At 49.4% G+C, this 21,048-nt stretch carries 20 protein-coding genes; 6 read left to right on the forward strand and 14 right to left on the reverse strand.

The features are described 5' to 3' along the window. Window positions 1-50 precede the first annotated feature (50 nt). The 4 genes from ING2E5A_RS08200 to ING2E5A_RS08215 form a co-directional block, all read right to left on the reverse strand. Window positions 51-962, reverse strand: a complete 912-nt coding sequence (locus ING2E5A_RS08200; RefSeq protein WP_071136982.1) for a dihydroorotate dehydrogenase — start codon at window positions 960-962, stop codon at window positions 51-53. Continuing rightward, the gene (locus ING2E5A_RS08205) at window positions 950-1,726 is read right to left on the reverse strand and encodes a dihydroorotate dehydrogenase electron transfer subunit (RefSeq protein ID WP_071136983.1); all 777 of its coding nucleotides are present in this window, start codon (window positions 1,724-1,726) and stop codon (window positions 950-952) included. The genes ING2E5A_RS08200 and ING2E5A_RS08205 overlap by 13 nt, the downstream gene beginning before the upstream one ends. 73 nt (window positions 1,727-1,799) lie before the next feature. Then, window positions 1,800-3,191: an APC family permease gene (locus ING2E5A_RS08210; protein WP_083373263.1), complete on the reverse strand. Its 1,392-nt coding sequence runs from the start codon at window positions 3,189-3,191 to the stop codon at window positions 1,800-1,802. 75 nt (window positions 3,192-3,266) lie between these two features. Beyond that, complete coding sequence (locus tag ING2E5A_RS08215) at window positions 3,267-3,725, reverse strand: helix-turn-helix domain-containing protein (protein ID WP_071136984.1); 459 nt, start codon at window positions 3,723-3,725, stop codon at window positions 3,267-3,269. Window positions 3,726-4,269: 544 nt separating this feature from the next. Here ING2E5A_RS08215 and ING2E5A_RS08220 point away from each other — a divergent pair. Together ING2E5A_RS08220 and ING2E5A_RS08225 are read left to right on the forward strand one after the other, a co-directional pair. Further along, window positions 4,270-4,413 carry a hypothetical protein gene (locus ING2E5A_RS08220; protein ID WP_154670064.1) on the forward strand — a complete coding sequence of 48 codons (144 nt, stop codon included), beginning with the start codon at window positions 4,270-4,272 and terminating at the stop codon, window positions 4,411-4,413. Window positions 4,414-4,653: 240 nt separating this feature from the next. Continuing rightward, window positions 4,654-5,181, forward strand: a complete 528-nt coding sequence (locus ING2E5A_RS08225; protein WP_071136986.1) for a glutathione peroxidase — start codon at window positions 4,654-4,656, stop codon at window positions 5,179-5,181. Here the strand turns inward: ING2E5A_RS08225 and holA are convergent. Together holA and ING2E5A_RS08235 are read right to left on the reverse strand one after the other, a co-directional pair. After that, window positions 5,178-6,200: a DNA polymerase III subunit delta gene (gene holA, locus ING2E5A_RS08230; protein ID WP_394332603.1), complete on the reverse strand. Its 1,023-nt coding sequence runs from the start codon at window positions 6,198-6,200 to the stop codon at window positions 5,178-5,180. The genes ING2E5A_RS08225 and holA overlap by 4 nt on opposite strands. A 43-nt stretch (window positions 6,201-6,243) precedes the next feature. Next, a complete protein-coding gene (locus tag ING2E5A_RS08235; protein ID WP_071138277.1) occupies window positions 6,244-7,020 on the reverse strand; it encodes an AMP nucleosidase in 777 nt (258 codons plus the stop codon). A 49-nt stretch (window positions 7,021-7,069) separates the two neighbouring features. On the opposite strand from ING2E5A_RS08235, the gene ING2E5A_RS08240 reads away from it, so the two are divergent. Then, on the forward strand, window positions 7,070-7,519 hold the full coding sequence (locus ING2E5A_RS08240) for a type I restriction enzyme HsdR N-terminal domain-containing protein (RefSeq protein ID WP_071136988.1): 450 nt from the start codon (window positions 7,070-7,072) through the stop codon (window positions 7,517-7,519). Here ING2E5A_RS08240 and ING2E5A_RS08245 read toward each other — a convergent pair. Next, the gene (locus ING2E5A_RS08245) at window positions 7,514-8,827 is read right to left on the reverse strand and encodes an NfeD family protein (RefSeq protein ID WP_231960362.1); all 1,314 of its coding nucleotides are present in this window, start codon (window positions 8,825-8,827) and stop codon (window positions 7,514-7,516) included. The genes ING2E5A_RS08240 and ING2E5A_RS08245 overlap by 6 nt on opposite strands. 180 nt (window positions 8,828-9,007) lie before the next feature. On the opposite strand from ING2E5A_RS08245, the gene ING2E5A_RS08250 reads away from it, so the two are divergent. Continuing rightward, on the forward strand, window positions 9,008-9,379 hold the full coding sequence (locus tag ING2E5A_RS08250; protein WP_083373265.1) for a 2-amino-4-hydroxy-6-hydroxymethyldihydropteridine diphosphokinase: 372 nt from the start codon (window positions 9,008-9,010) through the stop codon (window positions 9,377-9,379). Window positions 9,380-9,434: 55 nt separating this feature from the next. On the opposite strand, the gene ING2E5A_RS08255 is transcribed toward ING2E5A_RS08250, so the two are convergent. After that, window positions 9,435-11,618, reverse strand: a complete 2,184-nt coding sequence (locus tag ING2E5A_RS08255) for a RelA/SpoT family protein (RefSeq protein WP_071138280.1) — start codon at window positions 11,616-11,618, stop codon at window positions 9,435-9,437. Window positions 11,619-11,752: 134 nt separating this feature from the next. On the opposite strand from ING2E5A_RS08255, the gene ING2E5A_RS08260 reads away from it, so the two are divergent. Together ING2E5A_RS08260 and ING2E5A_RS08265 are read left to right on the forward strand one after the other, a co-directional pair. Then, window positions 11,753-14,311: a beta-mannosidase gene (locus tag ING2E5A_RS08260; RefSeq protein ID WP_071136989.1), complete on the forward strand. Its 2,559-nt coding sequence runs from the start codon at window positions 11,753-11,755 to the stop codon at window positions 14,309-14,311. A gap of 17 nt (window positions 14,312-14,328) precedes the next feature. Further along, window positions 14,329-15,558 carry an L-serine ammonia-lyase gene (locus ING2E5A_RS08265; protein WP_071136990.1) on the forward strand — a complete coding sequence of 410 codons (1,230 nt, stop codon included), beginning with the start codon at window positions 14,329-14,331 and terminating at the stop codon, window positions 15,556-15,558. Here ING2E5A_RS08265 and ING2E5A_RS08270 read toward each other — a convergent pair. The 6 genes from ING2E5A_RS08270 to ING2E5A_RS08295 form a co-directional block, all read right to left on the reverse strand. Further along, window positions 15,524-16,903, reverse strand: a complete 1,380-nt coding sequence (locus tag ING2E5A_RS08270; protein ID WP_071136991.1) for a family 16 glycoside hydrolase — start codon at window positions 16,901-16,903, stop codon at window positions 15,524-15,526. The genes ING2E5A_RS08265 and ING2E5A_RS08270 overlap by 35 nt on opposite strands. A gap of 28 nt (window positions 16,904-16,931) precedes the next feature. Further along, window positions 16,932-17,939 (reverse strand): hypothetical protein, encoded by a 1,008-nt coding sequence (locus ING2E5A_RS08275; protein WP_154670065.1) that lies wholly within the window; start codon window positions 17,937-17,939, stop codon window positions 16,932-16,934. Window positions 17,940-17,960: 21 nt separating this feature from the next. Then, window positions 17,961-18,500, reverse strand: coding sequence for a methylated-DNA--[protein]-cysteine S-methyltransferase (locus tag ING2E5A_RS08280; protein ID WP_071136993.1), 540 nt, complete (start codon window positions 18,498-18,500; stop codon window positions 17,961-17,963). Window positions 18,501-18,561: 61 nt separating this feature from the next. Further along, window positions 18,562-19,575, reverse strand: a complete 1,014-nt coding sequence (locus ING2E5A_RS08285) for an FAD:protein FMN transferase (protein ID WP_071136994.1) — start codon at window positions 19,573-19,575, stop codon at window positions 18,562-18,564. Then, window positions 19,566-20,084, reverse strand: coding sequence for a nitroreductase family protein (locus tag ING2E5A_RS08290; protein ID WP_071136995.1), 519 nt, complete (start codon window positions 20,082-20,084; stop codon window positions 19,566-19,568). The genes ING2E5A_RS08285 and ING2E5A_RS08290 overlap by 10 nt, the downstream gene beginning before the upstream one ends. 12 nt (window positions 20,085-20,096) lie before the next feature. Continuing rightward, on the reverse strand, window positions 20,097-21,047 hold the full coding sequence (locus tag ING2E5A_RS08295; RefSeq protein ID WP_071136996.1) for a glycosyltransferase family 2 protein: 951 nt from the start codon (window positions 21,045-21,047) through the stop codon (window positions 20,097-20,099). Window position 21,048 lies beyond the last annotated feature (1 nt).

A 21,048-nucleotide genomic window follows, 5' to 3' on the forward strand; every position in this document is an offset into this window, starting at 1 on the left:
GCAAATATCCATTTTGATAATTTTGTCACGCAAACGGGAGCAAAAAAATATTAAATTTCAAGTTTGCCTATTATTTCGCTGACTGAATTCAGCTTATGCCTCTTGAGATAGTCCTCAATACCATCGATCACCTTCATCGAAATTGCGGGGTCGATAAAGTTATAGGTGCCGATCTGTATGGCTGTAGAGCCCGCCAGCATAAATTCAATGGCATCGGTAGCGCTTGAGATTCCTCCCATTCCGATAACCGGGATCTTTACGGCATTGTAGACCTGCCATACCATGCGCAGTGCGATCGGCTTGATGCATGGACCCGACAATCCCCCGGTCACCGTGGAGAGCCGGGGTCTTCTTCTCTCTGCATCGATGGCCATTCCCAGGAAGGTGTTTACCAGCGAGACCGAGTCGGCTCCTTCATCTTCAACCGCTCGGGCAATCTCGGCAATATCGGTGACGTTGGGCGACAGTTTCACGATCAACGTTTTGGGATAGACATCCCGCACTGCCCTGGTCACCGCTGCGGCCGACCGGCAGGAGGTACCGAAAGCCATTCCGCCCTCTTTTACATTGGGGCAGGAGATGTTCAGTTCGATGGCGGGAACCTTCTCCAGGTCGACCAATTTTTGGGCACATTGCACGTAATCTTCGAGGGTGGAACCCGATACGTTGACGACGATATGGGTATTGTAGTCCTTGATTCCGGGATAGATCTGCCCGACAAAGTAGTCCACCCCCCTGTTTTGCAGTCCGACGGAGTTGAGCATCCCGGAGGGGGTTTCGGCCATCCTCGGGTAATCGTTCCCCTCTCTGGGCTCCACCGTGGTCCCCTTCACAAAAATTGCTCCCAGCCGGTCCAGATCGACAAAATCGGCATATTCCACTCCGTAACCGAAAGTACCGGATGCCGTGGTCACGGGGTTTTGCAACTTCAGATTACCTATCTTTACACTTAATCTATCCATGTGAGTTCATTGATGTTAAAGACGGGACCATCGGTACAGGCACAACGGTTTCCCCGGGTTGTCTTTTCTACGCAGCAGAGGCAGGCCCCAAAACCGCATGCCATAAGGTTTTCGAGCGATACTTCACAGCCGCTCCCGGTTGCATTTGCATAGCGGGCTACTTCCACCATCATCGGCTTGGGTCCGCACGTATAGATGAAATCAAATCTGTTCTCACGCAAGATGGAGTGGTCGGTCACATACCCTTTTTCCCCCAATGATCCATCTTCGGTGGTGCAGCTGACGCTCCCCAACGCCTCAAATTCGCTGAGTTGAAGAATATCTCTGCCGGTACGGCCACCCAGCAGAAATTGAGGGATAAACCCTTTTTCACTCAGCTTTTTACCCAGAAAAAGCAGGGGGGCCGTACCCACACCTCCACCCACAAGCAGATAGCTGCCCGCACGCTGGGGAATTGTAAAGGAGTTGCCGAGCGGGAAGACCAGATTGAGTTTCTGGCCGACGGCTGACTCGCATATTTTTCGGGTCCCTTCACCCACACGCTGTACCAGCAGCCAGATCTCATTCCTCTCCCTCGCTACGAAGTTGATAGATATGGGTCTACGGAGAAATATGGCGTTGGAATTGTCCACCAGCACCTGTACAAACTGCCCTGGAAGCATTTCAGGCAGCGGTTCGTTGTCGATCGGGGCAACCTTGATCAGGTTGTTCTGGTAGTTGAGCGATTCGTTTGAGCGGACTATGAAATCGAGTACTTTCATCATGAAAACTTTATCGGGTACAAATTTACACTATATTTTTCAATTTTTGCCATCTGCCGCTACACGTTCTCTCATTTCATTTTCGGCTGCAGGTCAAATAAAAGAGGAGTCCGGCAAGCAGAAGTGCTACACCCAGTAATGCCCCGTTGCCGGTGTAGGAAAGGCTGGAGTAGAATAAATAACCGCAAACTATGATGAAGAGCAGCGGGGTTACCGGATAGAGCGGAACGCTGAATGGTCTCGAATTATCGGGCCGCTTATGTCTCAATACAATCAGGGCCAACCCGATTGACATAAAGAAAAACCAGAATACCGGCGCCGTAAAATCGACCATCGCTTCAAATCCGCTTCGAGTGAATGCCCCGAAGAGTATGAGCAACACCGCAACTGTCCCTTGCAGATAGAGGGCGTTCACCGGTGCGGATCTTTTACCGCTCCATTCTCCTAAAAAGGCAAGCTGGTTGTAGTCCCTCCCCAGCGCATAACTGGATCTCGATCCGGTAAAAATTGTCGTATTGAGAGATGTCAGCGCCGACAAGGTCACCAACATTCCTATCAATATGACACCTTTATCGCCGAGGGTGACCTTCATCATCTCAACTCCGACGGCATCCGAAGCAGCCATGACTTTCAGTCCCAGCACCTTCAGAAATACCATATTGATCATGAGATAAAGCAGAGTGATGAAAAGAATGGCGGATACCAGGACCTTTACAATGCTTTTGCTGCCCGACTTCAACTCGGATGAGATATTGGCAGCCTCATTCCACCCTCCAAAAGAGAGCAACACGAAGAGCAGTGCCAGACCGATCGATGAAAATTCAGGTGTTGATTCCGCGGCCGGAATGGAGATAGGGAGTGAAGCGGACGGTAGAGAAAGTCCCACTGAAATTATGATTGCAATTCCGGTAAACTGCAGTGCAGTAAGAAGTTTCTGGAGGGCTGTCCCCAGGTGAATGCCTGATACATTGACCAACGTAAGTATCACCACAACAGCTGTCGCGTAAATTGCTGCCGAAAAATCGCCGATCGGAAAGAGTCGTGCCATATAGTCGCCCGCAATATAGGCCAGCATTGCAATGGAACCGGTCTGGATAACCGTAATGCGGGACCAGGCATACAAAAAGGAGAATCCTCTGCCGAAGGCAGTTTTTAAAAAATAATATTCGCCTCCTCTGCTTGGAAAAGCCGTGCACAGTTCCGCATAACAGAGTGCACCGGTCAGAGAAACGATACCTCCAAAGCCCCACAGGCATAGTAACCAGAATTCGCCTGATACGTTTGCCGCAACAACCGAGGGTGTCCTGAAAATTCCTGCTCCTACCACAATGCCTATAATTAGCGCAACCGCATCAATGGTACGCAGCGGAGCTCCCGGGGTCCGAGAGGGCTCTATGCCTTTTCTGCCTCTATCGATCTTCCGGCCTGCAGCAGCGCTGTTGCCTCTTCTTTCAAGGGTTGTATGCATTGACCTACGTTTAGGGGTGATACCGCTAAAATCAAAGATACAAATTCACCGGTTAGAAATTGCGAAAAGGCAGATCTATTTAGCCGACTGGGGCAGGAAAGTCTCGAAGGTGTTGTCGTTATAATAGATGATTATTTGACTGATTTTTTTTTCACGATTTTCATTCACAACAACACTCTTTGTTTCAACTGGTTGAGTCCGTTTTTCCGCTTCAATAACTTCGGATGCTTCCTTTTTTTCAACACGCAGCTCCTCCTGGTGTGATGGAGCGGGACTCTGGTGGAATAAATCGTGCTCTAACGGGATGGAGTTCACATCGAATCCCCTTTTATACATCTCCCCGGTGCCATTAATCAGCCATTCACTGTTGATGTATGGCATTTCCGACAATATCCTGGCCACCACATCCAGGCTGGGGTTATTTCTCCCGTTCAATATGTGAGAAATATTGGCCCTGTTAATCTGTAACTTATCGGCAAATTTGGCCGGTGTCAGATTCTCATTCTCCATTATCTGTCTGATACGTTCTCTCATGATGGAAGGAGATCATAAAATGAATAAAAACGGGTATTCAAAGATGATACAAATGTATAAAACATTATTCACAATCAGAAACAAATTCAATATATCTTTGTAAACCACAAAAGTAAATTGCACTGTCAACAATTGTTCACGTAATGATTGCCAACATCTGTATCACCAGCTTAAATCGCGAATTAAAATATAGATATTTACTTCTTATTTAGTAGCTATATAACTGATATATATCTATTTAAATTATTGGCAATCCACTATTTTAACAAAAAAAGCCACTTATCTGACTCCGGCAACCTGCAAAGCTGATTAAATAGTTGAGATATTCAATATATATGCATGATATATAGACACATAAGTTATAAAATAATTAAGGAGTAAAAGTGTTAAATCCGATTATTAACAGATGTATATAGATGCACTCCCCTTCAAAATATATTGTTGTTAACATTAATATCAATCCACCTATTCCTTCAGTATGTTACAATTGTTAATCGACTTTGAGACACAATTGGGAGAATTTTTTCAACATTTATATATTTCTATGGGATGTTACACCCGATGGAAGCGTCTCGCTTCTGAAGAGTCTGGCCAGATGATATGGTGCTACGATAAACGGGAAGATAAGACGAAGAGACGGGTATCGGTGGCTCAAACGGGAGTGTTAAACAGCGCGAGCAGCGAATAAAACTTGCCTGTGGGACGGGAACTGGATAAATATCCGCTTCCTGCGCATTAAAAAAATGAATTATTTATTGAATGATAGTGAATTAATCCAAAAAATCAATGTTAAAAAAAGTGCCCGGAAAAAAATTTCCGGCTAAAAATGAGATTAACAGAGAAAAATGATTTAATTTGTGAAACAGTAAAACGAAAAATGTGAAACAGTAAAACGAAATAAATGAAGAGAGGATTAGTTTCAATAATAATGCTCGCAGCGGTTGTCCTGTTTGCCACCGCACAGAGCAAGCAGAAGAACCTTTACGATTTTACCGTTACCGATATTGACGGAAAGAGGTGCAACCTCTCCCAGTTTAAAGGGAAAAAGGTGATGATCGTAAACGTTGCTTCAAAATGCGGACTCACGCCACAGTACGAATTGCTTCAGGAGTTGTACGACGAGTACAAGGACCGGGGATTGGTCATCATCGGATTTCCGGCAAACAATTTCAAGGGGCAGGAACCGGGCAGCAACAGCGAGATAAAGGAGTTTTGTACCCAGAATTACGGCGTCACATTTCCGATGATGGAGAAGATCAGCGTGGCTGGCAAGGATCAGGCCCCGATCTACAGATGGCTCACCAAAAAGTCTGAAAACGGGAAGATCGATCAGGAGGTCACCTGGAACTTCCAGAAATACCTGATTGATGAGAATGGAAACCTGGTGGATGTGGTGATGCCCAAGGAGAGCCCCAAAAGCGAGGCTATTATCAAGTGGTTGACGGCAAAGGATTAGTGCATGATTTTGTAGACCAGCTCCTTGAGCAACTCGCCCGGTGTGGCGGAGGCGTTGTCGATTCCTTTCGATTTTCCGTCATAGATACGCAGGCATGTGATGATTTCCATTACTTTGACGGCATTGTAATTCCGTAGACCAGACATGTAATCGCGGGCGAAAAAGGATGATCTCAAATTGAGCGCCCTCATCACCTCCTGTTCATTTTTCTGCGGCAACCAGAAGCACTCCAGCAAGTTACTGAAATAGTTGAAGAGAACCGACAAGGTTACGACCGTGGGGTTCTCCTTGGGATTCTTATCGAAGTAATCTGTTATTTTACTGGCTTTTACAACATCTTTCTCAGCTATTGCTTTAAGTAGTTCGAAATTGTTGTAATCCTTGCTGATCCCAACATTTGTCTCTATCAGCTCCGAGGTGATCCTGCCGGACCCCTGCGGAAGCGAGACCTCCAATTTTTGAAGTTGTTGAACCAGATTGCTGATGTCGTTACCCACATGATCGGTGATCATCTGCGCCGACTTCTCATCGATCTGGATCTTTTTTCCTGAAAAGTAGCTTTTGATAAAGGCTGGAATCTGGTTTTCATAAAGTTTTTTCGACTCGAACACCACCCCTCCGTTCTTCTCGATCTGCTTGATCACCGCCTTTCGCCGGTCCACTGTTCCATGCTTGTAGTTGATAACCAGTATGGTGCTCTTCAACGGATGCTTGACATAGGCCTCCAGCAGTTCAAACTTGCTGAGTTCCTGCGCCTCCTTTACAACGACAAGCTGATATTCCGACATCATCGGAAAACGTCGGGCGGCAGAGACGATCGTATTCACATCGGAATCGACACCGTAAAAAGTGAGCAGGTTAAAATCCTTCTCCGTCTCGGTCAATACTTTATCCAGCAACAGCTCCGTCAGCTGGTCGATAAAATAGGCCTCCTCGCCCATCAACAGGTAAACGGGAGCAAATTTGCGGTTGGAGATATCTTTTCTTAGCGAATCAAAGGTCACGTTACTCATTTCCAGATTTTTTTACTACAGAGGAATCGGTTCTTCCACCACTTCCCAGCTACCAGTCAAACCGGAGATGCTTCACGGTCGACCCTCTGTTAATAAGTGTTGTGAGCGACTTGATACCGATCTTCACATGTTCTTCCACGAAATTTTCGGTAATGAAACTGTCGCTCTTGTCGGTCTTCACTCCCGATGAGATCATGGGCTGATCGGAGACCAGCAGCAGGGCACCTGTGGGGATATGGTTGGCAAAACCGCAGGTGAATAGGGTTGCCGTTTCCATGTCAACCGCCATGACCCGCAGCTTTCTCAGGTAATTCTTGAACTCGTCGTCATACTCCCAGACACGGCGGTTGGTAGTGTAAACCGTACCGGTCCAGTAATCGCGACCGAAATCGCGGATGTTGGAGGAGACGGCGCGCATCAGGCTGAAGGCCGGCAGCGACGGCACTTCCGGCGGAAGATAGTCGTTGGAGGTACCTTCACCACGAATGGCCGCGATGGGCAGGATATAATCGCCAAGTTCATTTTGGGCCTTTATGCCGCCGCATTTTCCCAGAAAGAGGACGGCCGTCGGGGAGATTGCACTCAGTAAATCCATGATGGTAGCGGCATTTGCACTCCCCATTCCAAAATTGATGATGGTAACGCCATCGGACGATGCATTGGGCATATTGGCATCCAGTCCCAGGATGGGTACATTGAAATGGCTGGCAAATATTTCGACATACTTCTGAAAATTGGTCAGCAGAATAAACTTGGTAAAATCTTCCAACGAACGTTTGGTATAACGCGGAAGCCAATTTTCAACAATCTCTTGCTTGGTTCTCATAATTGATTTACTTTTGTCAGTTCGCTTTCCCAATGAACAAAGATAATATATGTATGCATTAAATTTGCCATCTTATGATGTGAAAATCCAAAAAAAGCCGGCAGGCCTGGAGATCTTTGACCCGTTACGCAGGAAGTATGTAGCCCTTACACCGGAAGAGTGGGTACGGCAACACTTTGTCAATTACCTGATCTCGGAGAAGGGGTATCCGGCTTCATTGATGGCAAATGAGACGATGATCAGGTTGAACTCGCTCACCCGGCGCTGTGATACCGTCGTATATGACAATACCCTCCAGCCGTTGGTCATCTGTGAGTTCAAGCAACCCGACGTGGCTATCAGCCAGCAGGTTTTCGACCAGGTGGCAAGGTACAATATCGTATTGAAGGTGAGATACCTGATCGTATCGAACGGATTGACACACTACTGCTGCAGGATGGACTACGAAACGATGTCGTTCGACTACCTGCAGGAGATCCCGGAGTACGGGCAATTATGAGTGCTCCCGCTTCGTTACGTAAAGTTGGAAATTTTCATACCGCTTCACGATAACCTCCTCCCCCTTTTCGATAAATCCTTTCAGCGATACCGCATCGTAAAACTGATCCCCGATCTGTACTTTTCCGGAAGGGCGAAGCACGGTAGAGGCAACTCCCGACTGACCCACCAGCGTAAGTGGTTCCAGCGGTACGGAGACAAATCCCTCCTGATCGGAAACCAGCGCCACCCGCCTGAAAATGCCCGGCTTGCCGATACGGCTCGACAGGTAGACGATCATTGCCAGCCCCATGCCTACCCCTGCGGTGACAATCATCATGGCCCGGAACAACTGCCGGAGCGAAAGAGCGCTGAAGTCGAAACGGATGTTGCCCACCAGGGCAAGGATCAATGCGGCAAAAACGAGAATGATTCCCGCAATGCCGGTCACCCCGAATCCGGGGATCACAAAGAGCTCGAAGACGATCAGGATCAAGCCCAGCACGAAGAGCAGCACCTCCCAGTTTTGTGCGTAGCCGGTAAGGTAGAGTGGCGTGAAGTAGAGGATGGCGGCAGTCAGGGCAATCGCTGTGGGAAAACCGATTCCCGGCGTCTGCAGTTCGAAGTAGATGCCGCCGATAATCAGCATGATCAATATCGCCTGCAGCACCCCGTTCATCAATACCCCCTTTATCTTGTCGTAAAGTGTCGGATTGTAGGTTTCAATGTTGTAATCGCTATATCCCAGATACTGAACGGCGATCTGGTTGATATTCTCGGCAATCCCGTCGCAGTAACCCAACTCGATGGCTTGACTTGCCGTTAATGTGAGGATCTGGGTGGAGTCGGCAAATCCGGGTATCACAATCCGTTCGTCCACCATCGCTTCGGCAACTTTCGGATCACGTCTCCACTTCTCCAGGGTATCCCCCTCTTGGACAAGCCTCTCCTTTCCGTGGCTTTCCGCAGTAGCTCGCATCATGCCTCGCATATAGGACTGGTACTTGTCGGGAGCCTTGGATCCATCCTGTCCGCTGACCACAGTTGCCGCTCCGATCGAGGCCGACTGTCGCATGAATATGCTGTCGCATGCAATGGAGATAAGTGCCCCGGCAGAGGCGGCATTGTTGTCGATAAAGACATAGACGGGAAGCTGGCAATTCAGAATGGCGGTTCGCATAGAGTCGGCCTCCACTACCGAACCGCCGTAGGTATTCATGTGAAGGAGAATGCAAGTCGCGTTTCGGTTTTTGGCCTGGTGCAGACCGTTCTGCAGGTAAACCCAGGTATTGCTTCCAATATTTTCCTGAATATTGATTTTATAGATCAAGGGTTTTGATTGCTGCCCATAAAGGTTTGTGAAAATCAGAAGTAAAGAGAGAATGAAAATCTGCTTGATAGTTTTCATCATTCAAGGGGTTTGTTTATACAAAGATAGTTGTTTTTCACAACCTCATTGTCATATTTAAAAAAAACGATTATATTTGCTTTTTTAAAATTTAAATCTGCTATGGTTAAAATCTTGGTCAGTTTAGGTTCAAATATCTACTCGAAACAAAACATTGACAGGGCTAGAAGAATGCTTGCATACTATTTCCCCGACGTTGTTTTTACCCAATCGATCATAACCACGGCAAGCGACGGGAAATACCCCTTCCCGTTCCGGAATGTGCTGGCTGTTTTTCACAGTGACCTGCCATTGGATGAGGTGATACAGAAGTTGAAAATGATTGAGTTTGCCATGGGACGGCAACCACGGGATAAAGATGCGGGGAAGGTCATCATCGACATCGATCTGCTCCAGTACGGCGACGAGATCGTTCGCCCGGACGACTACGAAAGAGCTTATGTACAGTCATTACTGACCCAACTGATCAGTTGATCGACACCGAAACCAGATCCCATCACACCTGCCGGCTCGCCGGTTGTTGATTTTTTCAATTCAATCTCGAAACAGATTTCACCCCTTTCACCGCTTTCAGTTTTTTAATCAGCTGCTCCAGCATCGAAGTGTTGGCCAGCATCACGGTGATATTGCCCTGAAACAGTCCGTCGTTAGAATCGATGGAGATGGACCGCATCTGTACGCCATCCTCCTTTGAGATGATCGACATCAGATTGGCCACGATATTGATCTGGTCGTTACCGATAATGCGCAAAACCGAGGTGTAGCTGGCCGTTCCGGATGATTTGCCCGACCAGCGGGCCTTCAATATCCGGTACCCGAACCTGGAGAATAGATCGTGTGCATTTGGGCAACTTGTCCGGTGAATCTTGATCCCTTGCGACGAGACAAAGCCGAAAATCTCATCGCCGTAAATGGGGTTGCAGCACTTGGCTAAACGGTAATCGACTCCAGTCAGGTTCTGGTCGATAATTAGCTCGTCGGCACCTCCGGTTATCTGCGAATGGGGCTTGAGTACAAAATTATCTGCACTCGTAGCAGAAGGCAACTCCCGCTGTTCCAACTCCTTGTTCCCCAATTCGAGGTAACGGTCGATCACCCAGTTCACCTCCAGCTTTTCAGCGGCGATATCGATATAGAAATCGGTAACCGTCTTGTATTTCAACTTTTTTATCAACTGCATCAGCAGCGGATCATCCAGCTCGATCTTGCGATTTTTCATCCGCCGCAACAGCATCTCCTTGGCGATATCCACCTGTTTGCCCGCCTCCTCCTTGAGCAGCTGACGGATTCGGGTCTTTGCCTTGGCGGTAACGACATAATTGAGCCAGTCCTGTCTGGGTGATTGATGCGATGATGTGTTGATTTCGACCTGATCACCGCTGTTCAACACCTGTTTGATGGGCACATTCTTGCCGTTCACCTTCCCGGAGACGCAGGTAGCTCCCAGTTTCGAGTGGATGGCAAAGGCAAAGTCGAGTACGGATGCCCCTTTGGGCAACTTGAAGAGATCGCCTTTTGGGGTGAAGACAAAGATCTCCTCGTCATAGAGGTCGAGTTTAAAATCGCCCAACTTCTCCTTGATATCGGCATCCTTGTTCTCGAGTGACTCCCGGATCGAAAGCAACCAGTCGTCGAGTGTCGACTCCTCCTTTATCCCCTTATATTTCCAGTGGGCGGCGAATCCCCGCTCGGCGATCTCGTCCATTCGCCGCGTCCGGATCTGCACCTCCACCCATTTCGCGGCCGGTCCCATCACCGTGATGTGAAGCGACTCGTATCCGTTGCTCTTGGGAATGGAGAGCCAATCCTTCAACCGCTTGGGGTTGGGCTGATACATATCGGTAACGATGGAGTAGACCTGCCAGCAATGTGTCTTTTCCAGTTGTGGCGGGGAATCGAGAATGATGCGTATGGCGAACAGGTCGTAGATATTCTCGAATTCGATTTTCTGCTTTTTCAGCTTGTTGTTGATGGAGTGGATCGACTTGGTACGCCCCTTGATCTCATACTTCAGGTTTGTCTTGTCGAGCCGCTCCTTTAAAGGCTGGATAAACTCGGCAATGTACCTGTCGCGTGAACGTTTGGTTTCGTTGAGTTTACGGGCAATAAAATCGTAGGTATCCCTGTCGGTATACTTCAGTGAAAGGTCTTCCAGTTCCGATTTTATGGTATACAAGCCGAGCCGGTGTGCCAGGGGAGCATAGAGGTAGGTAGATTCCACTGAGAGGTCGAGCCGTCTCTCCGGCGAGGCCCCTTTCGCTTCGCGCATCGATTGCAGCTGTTCTGCCAACAGTATGAAAACCACACGGATATCCTCCGCCAGGGATAGCAGCAGTTTGATGTAGTTCTCCGATTCAACGCGGGTCTTCTTTCCCGTCAGGTCATTCACCTTTTTCAGTCCCCGGAGGATCGATGCCACCTCTTCACCGAAGACACCCCTGATCTCGTCGATCGAAGCGTCTCCCCTGTTCACTGGTCTGAACAGCAATACTGCACAGACAACCGCCTGCATCAGCCCGATCTCGTCGACCAATATTGTCGCCGTCTTCATGTCGAACAGCAGCCCCTGCAGCAAATCCTCCAGATTCTCGTCGGCTGAACGTTGCAAGGAGTTCTTCCAGATCTTCTTCAGCAGGCTGGTATGCTCCATGCTCCAGTTCTGACGGAACAGGACATAAAGTTTCCGGTGCAATAAAATATAGTCATCTTTCATTCTGTCACCAATCTTCCGGTTCACAATGTAAAATTACAATTTTCCGAGAAAAAATGATGAATTTGTCGCCAAAGTTGTTGACCTTTCCCGATTAACGGTTTATTTAGTACATTTGTATTTCTAAAAATAAGCAGATGAAAAAATTATCAGTCGGCCTGCTGGCCCTGTTGCCAATATTTGGATTTGCACAGCGAAACAGTGAAACCGTCTCATTGAATGATGGTTGGTTCTTCTCGCAAACCGGCAAGAATAGCTGGTATGAAGCTCAGGTACCCGGTTCGGTGCAACAAGAGCTTGTCCGTCATCAAATTTTGCCCGACCCGTTCTACGGAACCAACGAAAAGCTGGTTCAATGGGTCGAGGATGAGAACTGGGACTTTAAAAAGAGTTTTACCGTCTCGTCAGAGCAACTGAGCTATGACGATGCCCTAATCTTCTTCGAGGGCTTGGATACACAAGCCGACGTATTTCTGAACGGAACCCGTATCCTCCGTTCGGAGAACATGTTTGTCGGCCATAAAATTTCGGTGAAGAGCATACTCAGGGAGGGAGAAAACAGCCTCTATATCCGTTTCTATTCACCTGTCCAGTCGCTTATGCCGGCACGGCTCACCGCAGGATACGACTACCCGGCCGGAAACGACCATCGCGAGGAGAAACTGAGCATCTACAACCGGAAAGCGCCCTATCAGTTCGGTTGGGACTGGGGCATCCGTATCGCACAGATGGGTATCTGGAAGCCGGTTTCACTGGTATTTTACGACAAGGTCCGCATCGACGATCTCTACGTGAAGCAACAATCAGTTACGGAAGAGAAGGCAACGATCGAAAATGTTGTCGACCTTATTTCTGTCGCCGACGGGGCTGTTTCAGCGACCGTTACGGTTGAATACGGTACGGCGGGTGAAACTGTAAAGTCGGTGTCGAAGGAGGTGATCCTCCATCCGGGGGGCAACACTGTTTCGATTGGATTGCAGATTCCACATCCCAGAAGGTGGATGCCGACCGGGTGGGGCGAGCAGCACCTGTACGAATTTACCGCCACTGTGTCTATTGACAATAAGGTAGTTAGCAGTAAATCTGAAAGAATCGGTTTACGATCGGTCCGTCTGGTTCAGGAGCCGGATGAACATGGCAGATCATTCTACTTCGTGGTGAATGGCATCCCATTCTTTGCCAAAGGGGCCAACTACATTCCCGGTGAGATATTCATCTCGCAGCAGGACAACGAGTATTATGAAAAACTCTTCGACAATATTGAAGCGGCTAACATGAACTTTGTCCGTGTCTGGGGTGGTGGCATCTACGAAAACGATGAGTTTTACCGCCAGGCCGACGAGAGAGGGATTCTGGTGTGGCAGGATTTCATTTTCGGCTGCGTCCCCTACCCGTCCGACGATTGGTTCCTGGCCAATGTGAAAGAGGAGATCGTCTACAATATTAAAAGGCTGCGCAACCGGGCTTCCCTGGCCTTCTGGTGCGGCAACAACGAGGTGGAGGAAGGACTTCAGCACTGGGGCTGGGAGAAACAGTACCCAGCTGAGATCCACAAGAGCTGGTTAGGCGGTTACGACAAATTGTTCCGGTCACTCATCCCGGACCTGGTAAGGGAGTACGACGGTACCCGCAGCTATATCCACGGCTCTCCCTACGATTCCAACTGGGGCAACCCCGAAACGTTCGCCTCGAGTGACGTGCACGATTGGGGACTCTGGTACGGACACCTCCCGTTTGAACGGATGGCGGACCGGCTACCGCGCTTTGCCAGCGAATTCGGCTTCCAGTCTTTCCCCGAAATGAAAACCATCCGCTCTTTTGCTCCCGAAGATCAATGGAGCCTGGAGAGCGAAGTGATGAAAGTTCACCAGAAGGCATCAACGGGCAACTCGCTCATCAAGAAATATATGGAGATGTATTATCACGAACCCCGGAATTTCGAAGATTTTGTCTATATCGGCCTGGTGATGCAGGGCAACGGCATGGAGGAGTCGGTTGAGGCGATGCGCCGTGGCCGCCCCTACTGCATGGGTGCACTCTATTGGCAGATCAACGACGACTGGCCGGTAGTCTCCTGGTCGAGCATCGACTATTATGGTAACTGGAAAGCGCAGCACTACCGGATGCGTGATGTGTTGGCCCCGCTGGCGCTGGGTGTGGAGCTCAAGGATAACCGGCTGAACTACTACACCTTGTCGGACTACCTTACCGACAGGAACAACCTGCAGTTAACCGTGCAGGTGGTCGATTTCAACCGCGGCGTAGTGAAAGAGTTCCGGGAGAAGGTGGATGCGAAAGCCAACTCCAGTCAGGTGGTAAAGAGCTTCAACGCCAGTGAACTGGTACCGGAAGAAGAGAGGGCAAGCAGGATGATCCGTGCTTGGTTGAGCGACAGCAGCGGAAAAAGAGTCTCCACAAGGGACTATTTCTTCCATTGGCCCAACAAGCTGAACCTGCCGGAGACCAAGGTGGAGACTTCGGTGAAATATGCCGATGGCAAATATACCGTCACGCTCAGAAGCAAAAAGCTGGCAAAGGATGTTTACGTAGAGATCCCCGTCATGGGAGCCAGGTTTTCCGATAACTTCGTCGACCTGATTCCGGGAGAGAAGAGGGTGATCGAGATTACCTCCCCGCTGCTGAAAGCATCTGAAAAGAGCCCCGTCACTGTAAAGCATATCAGAGAGACCTACTGAAAAAAAGTATACGCAATATGAAATCTTTAAAAGAGCTATACAGAATCGGCAACGGTCCCTCGAGCAGTCACACGATGGGACCCAAAAAGGCGGCAGAGATGTTTCTCGAAAGGGTGCCACAGGCTGCAAGATACGTGGTTACGCTCTACGGAAGCTTGGCGGCCACAGGAAAAGGACACTTGACCGACACCGCCATCCTGAAGGTGTTGGAGCCGCACGCACCCACTACCGTGGAATGGTTACCCAGAACATTTCTGCCGTTTCATCCCAATGCGATGAAGCTTGAAGCATTCAGTGCGGTGGGGAGCCTTATCGACAGCTGGACAGTCTACAGTATCGGCGGTGGTGCGTTGAGTGACGGCAACGCCATCGTGGGACTCAGCGAAGAGACCCAGAAGGATATCTATCCGATGACCACCATCTCCGAAATCCAGGCTTGGTGCGAACAGAACGGTAGAACCTACTGGGAATATGTCGAAATGCACGAGGATCCCGATATCTGGGACCATCTGTCTGAAGTATGGAGTGTGATGAAAGCGGCAGTAAGAAACGGCCTGGACAACGAAGGAGTATTGCCCGGCCCGCTGAATCTGCAGCGCAAGGCGGCCTCCTATTTTATCAAGGCTAAAGGCTACAAGGCTTCGCTTCAATCGCGTGGACTGGTATTTGCCTATGCACTGGCCGTCTCCGAAGAGAACGCTGCCGGCGGCAGGATTGTTACCGCACCCACTTGCGGTTCATGTGGCGTACTGCCGGCCATCCTCTACCATCTGGAAGAGACCCGGAATTTCAGTGAAACACGCATCCTGAGGGCGCTGGCCACGGCCGGTCTGTTCGGTAACGTAGTGAAACAGAATGCATCGATATCGGGTGCCGAGGTGGGTTGTCAGGGAGAGGTGGGCGTGGCCTGTTCCATGGCGGCAGCCGCGGCTAGCCAGCTCTTTGGCGGCAGTACGGCACAGATCGAGTATGCAGCCGAGATGGGACTGGAACATCACCTGGGAATGACCTGCGACCCGGTTTGTGGCCTGGTGCAGGTTCCCTGTATCGAACGGAATGCATACGCAGCTGCCCGTGCACTCGACGCCAACCTCTACTCTTCGTTTACCGACGGCAGCCACCTGGTGTCGTTCGACCGTGTGGTGGCGGTGATGAAACAGACCGGCCATGACCTCCCCTCGCTCTACAAGGAGACCGGAGAGGGAGGATTGGCTAGAGATTGGGCTTATACATCTCCTGAGCGGTAATACCGCACTCTTTCATCATCTCGATGCAATATTCCAGCTTGCCAAAATCGGAGTTGGAGTTGTTGGTCCCGAACGTGAACTTGAGTCCCGCGGCTTTGGCCTTCTGAATGAACGACTTGTTGGGGATTTTATACCTGTGGTTGATCTCCAGCACCTTATTGGTTCTCACCATGGCTTCGATCACCCTCTCCTGACGTTCATCCGTCCAGAACTCCTCATAACGGTCGTTCATCACATCAGGCAGGAAAGTGGGGTTTACATAGACATCCATCGGTTCATCCATCACCTTTACAATATTCTCCACAATCAGGTCCATATACTCCTGTTCATTGTCGATAAATACCTCTTCCGGGATCCAGAGGCGGGTTCTGTTGCCTTTGCGGTCGGTAAAGGTCATCGCATCGGTAAATACGTAATTGAACAGGTTGCGAACCTCCGGCGAGAAGGTTGTCGGCCATTCGCGTCCCTCTCCCTGCATAGCCTGAATAAAGGGTTCTCCCTTCATCCGTTCAAAATATTCCACCACCTCGGCATCGTTTTGGATGGGAAATCCGATACCGCAGTTGGGAGCCAGCGCATAGTTGATACCGTACCGGCGTGATTGAGACTTGGCCAGCTCCAATGTCAGGTCCTCCTTCAGATGAACGTGATAATCGAGCACCGGAAAATTGGCCTGGTGCAACCTGATGATCCCGTCGGTCGATTCGTCGATCGCCTCGGCAAGCTGGTTGCTGATCAACGCCTTTTCGACCTTCAGCGGCGTCATCTCAACAGATCGTATCTCGATGACACCTTCGGTACCTTGAATGGAGATCGTGCCCTTGGAAAGGATTTGCGACCGGTTCTCCGGTGTGCGGTACGGTTGGGCGGGTTCGATATACTCTACCAGCAACTGATCGTTGACTGCCACCTCGATCTTTTTACCCTCTACCCTTATACGCAGGTCGAACCACTCATTGTCATCAACAATCGATTTTACAAGGTTTCTGACCGACAACAAACTTCCCGTTTTTGTCCACCACTCCGGGTGGTCCGTATCGTTATCGAGGGCAACGGCATAACCGCCATTACCGTTTTCATCTGTATGAAAGCGAACCTCCCCCTTCCCCTTTTCCACCGTTCTTGCCGTTACTAGCAGTTCAAAATCGGTGAAGGTCGCGTTCTTCAAGGTCATCTTTCCGGCATCAGCCATGCCGATTACCGAATCGGAAAGGTTAACCGTCCCTTCTGTCAGCCAACCAGCCAGATTCCCCCCGTCGAAGAGGATCCTCTTCTTCTCCTGTTCTCCACAACCCGAAATGAGAAGGATGAGAACAGAGAGCAAGGATAACATCATTTTACCCATAGCATTAATTTTTAAAAGATTATGATTTCTAGAAATTCAATAGCAGTTCAACTGTAAACTTGTTCGAATCCATCTCATCATTGAGATCCAGAAAATCGAGCGGGCGATTCATGAAATAGTGTTCGTAGTCGAAACGGAGTATCGACGAGAAGATTTTCTTTGTAAGTCCAAAACCAAGGCCAACTGTCAACCGTCCCACGTCGTATCCCTTCTCGTCCGATTGTTCGTCGATGGCATCCCACCTGACCGCCGGCACGACACTCTTGAAAATATAGTTCTCATTCAATGGGAAGGCATAAGCGCCCTGCAGGTAATAGGCCGACAACTGTTCCCCGTCCACCGCTCTGTTGTCGCGCCTCATGAATTCTGTTTCAACCTTCCAGTTGTCACCCTGATAGCGCAGGTCGGCCCCATAAATGAAGTAATGGATTGTGGAGCTGTTGGGATAGTCGTAAAACTTGAATGTCGACCGTAACCCGGTCATGTTGCCCAGCTCGAGGCGGCCTCCGTACGACAGTTCGTTACGCCAGACCGGATCGTTGATCGTATTTCCGTTATAGGCCCCGAATTCGATGGAGACGGGAACTGTAGCCATGGCAAAATTGTAATCGGCCAGAAAACCGATATCACGGGTACCAATATAATATTTGCCGAGAAATGTCCGGTTGGCAAACATCAGGCTACCGGGCGAGATCGCGTAGGAGTTGAAGAGTGGAATGCCAATCTGTCCCACGGAAAGAGACAACCCTTCAACAGGTTCGAACGAGCCATAGAGATCGAGTACCTTGAAGTTGCCGTTATCACTAAGTTCTACCTGTCCCCGGTATGAAACGAAGGGAGTGAAGTAACCCCGCACACCCAACCTGGAATTTCTGACTGAAAACCTGGAGTTCCCCGTCTCGGAGGCGTACTCAAATTTGTTCTTCATTGTTCCGTATACCTGGAAAGTCGGATAACGGACCGATGTGGTCTCCTGTGCTGCTACAAGCAGAAAAGGGAGCATGAAAATCGTAACGAATAGTTCTCTTTTTAACATGAATAAATTAACGTTTAAACTTTAATATCTGATTCCCGCCGTCTGAGCCTCCCTCTCGAGCATGCTCCGCTTGATCTCCGTTCCCCAGAAATAGCCGCCCAAACGACCATCGGAACGGACTACACGGTGGCAGGGAATGATGCAAGATACGGGATTATTCCCGATAGCCGATCCTACCGCCCGAACTGCCTTCGGTTTACCAATGGCTTGGGCTACCGCCTTGTAGGATGAGACCTCGCCGACAGGTATCTGCAGCAGCGCATTCCAGACACTCAACTGAAAACCGGTTCCCGCAACGTGGAGCGTAAGGTCCGAAGCATCACCCTTTTCGAGATGGTTCAACACATGCTGATGCAGTGGAAGATACTTTTCCTGCACTGTCGCGCCACCATATCGCTTTTTCAGATCGTTCAGCACCTTCTCCCTTTCACCGAAACCCACATAGCAGACCCCAATCGAGGTGGAGGCAATAACTGCCTGGCCATAGCCGGTTGTATGAAGGGAATAGCTGATCACTTCACCACTCAGCTCCTTTTTGTTCATCGGAATAATTGTAACCATATAGCGGTTTTACATTTGCAACCCACTGGGTGCTTGTTTTCTAAAAAAGCAAATTTTCGGATTAATCGGCAAAAAACTGTTCGAACCCCTCGGAATAGGCAATGTCGAGGGTGCTGTCTGCTTTCACATAAATGAAATAGTAGTGCAATCCGGGGATCTTGCTGGCGATCTCTTTCGACTTTTCCAGTCCCGAAGCCATGAATGCCGTGGCGTAGGCATCGGCGGTCATGCAATCATCGGCAATCACGGTTGCTCCCAGGATATCCTGTTCCGACGGGTAACCGGTCTGTGGATCGATGGTGTGGGCATACTTCCGCCCTTCCTTCACATAGTAGTTACGATAATTTCCCGATGTGGCCAACGCCTTGTCGCAAAGCGACAGGATGGTCTGAAGTTCATGCTGCAATCCGGTATTGTCGTCAATCGGCCTGTCCACCCCGATGCGCCAACATACCCCTTTGTCGTTCACCCCTTTGGCCACTATTTCACCTCCGATCTCAACCATATAGTTTTCAACGCCGTAGCTATCCAGTAACCGGGCAACCAGATCGCATGAGTAGCCCTTTGCAATGGCAGAGGTGTTTAATTGTACCCTCGGATCTGACTTGACCACATTGCCTTCATTGTCGATCCATATCTTCTCATAGCCTACAAACTGCTTCAGGCTGTCGATAATTTCCGGCGTAACCTTATCGATGTTCTTGAACCCGAATCCCCAAGCATCGATAAGGGGTGAAGCGGTAATGTCGAATTTGCCTTCACTTACCCTCGACACCTCCATCGCCTTGGAGAAAACCTCCATAAAGAGCGGGTCGGGTTTCACCGGGAGATTGTTGTTTATGTTGGTAATCACCGTATTCTCCCTGAAGGGGTTCAGGGAGTGTTCAAATCGCTCCAGTTCTGCCAGGATCTCATTTTCCAGCGACTCTCCATAGGCATATTTGATGTGGTAGGAGGTATGGAAGATCTCGCCACTGTTATGGTGGTATGAGTAGTTACCGCCCTTCCGTGCCGATTGGCATGAAGTGAGCAGCAGCAGGAGGATCACTCCTGAAAATATTTTTCCTAAACCCATATGGTAATCTCGTTTAACGCTTTTCTTTTCTTCTCTCCCGCTGGAGCCACCTCTTCGGTTTGCGGATAACCGACGGGCAGCAACGCAATCGGTTCAACCCCCTCGTCGAGAGACAATTTCTCTTTTATGACATCTGGATTGAAATTGCAGACCCAGCAGGTCCCCAATCCAAGATCAGTGATTTTCAACACCATATGTTCAACTGCAATTGCTATGTCGATATCGAGGTGATCCTTGCCGTCAACCTGACGTTTCCACGATTGCCGATGGTCGCCGCACGCCAGAATGTAGAGTGGCGCACTGTTGAACCACTCCCTCGGGTAGCTTTCCCGTATGGCCCGCTTGGCCTCTTCAGAGGCGCAGACATAAAACTTCCAGGGTTGGAAGTTTACCGCCGACGGAGCTAAACGTGCACTTTCAATTATCGACTCAATAATATCAGGTTCAATAGGTTGACTCTTGAATTTTCGAACCGATCTGCGCGAATGGATAATCTCGTCGAGTTTCATCTCATATCTCTTTTAAAACTCCTCTTCAATCCTGTAGTTGTTCCGGTCCGGTGAATTGCGGGAGATCAGCTCCCCCAAAAAACCGGTAAGGAAAAGCAATGTGCCCAGAATCATCATCGTGAGGGAGATGAAGAAGTAGGGCGACTCGGTCACCAGCCGGTAAGGATTGCCTACATGCATATCGTAGAGTTTGGTGGCTCCCACCACGATGGCGGCCACAAAACCTAGAATGAAGACAATGCTGCCCAGGAGTCCGAAGAAGTGCATCGGCTTTTTGCCGAACTTATTCAGGAACCAGATGGTGAGCAGATCGAGATAGCCGTTCACGAAGCGGTTGGCACCGAACTTGCTTTTTCCATATTTGCGGGCCTGATGGTGTACCTCTTTCTCGCCAATGCGCTTAAAGCCGGCATCCTTTGCCAGGATGGGAATGTAGCGGTGCATATCGTTATAGACCTCGATGCTTTGGGCCAATGAACGTTTATAGGCCTTGAGCCCGCAATTGAAGTCGTGTAGCTTGATGCCCGACACCCTCCTTGCCGTGGCGTTAAAAAGTTTCGACGGCAGGTTCTTGGTCAGCTTGGCATCGTAACGCTTCCGCTTCCAGCCCGAAACCAGGTCGTAATTCTCCTCCTTGATCATCCGGTAGAGTTCGGGAATCTCGTTGGGGCTATCCTGCAGGTCGGCATCCATTGTGATCACCACATCACCTTTCACTTTCCGGAAAGCACAGTGCAGGGCCGGCGATTTGCCGTAGTTTCGCTGAAACTTTATCGCCTTCACCCGATCAGACTGCTCCCTGAATCGGGTAATCACCTCCCAGGAGCGATCGGTACTTCCATCGTCAACAAAGATGATTTCGTACGAAAACCGGTTCTCTTCCATTACCCGCCTGATCCACGCATAAAGTTCAGGCAGCGATTCTTCCTCGTTGTAGAGGGGAATTACGACAGAAATATCCATA

Source organism: Petrimonas mucosa (genome assembly GCF_900095795.1).
Lineage (GTDB): Bacteria > Bacteroidota > Bacteroidia > Bacteroidales > Dysgonomonadaceae > Petrimonas > Petrimonas mucosa.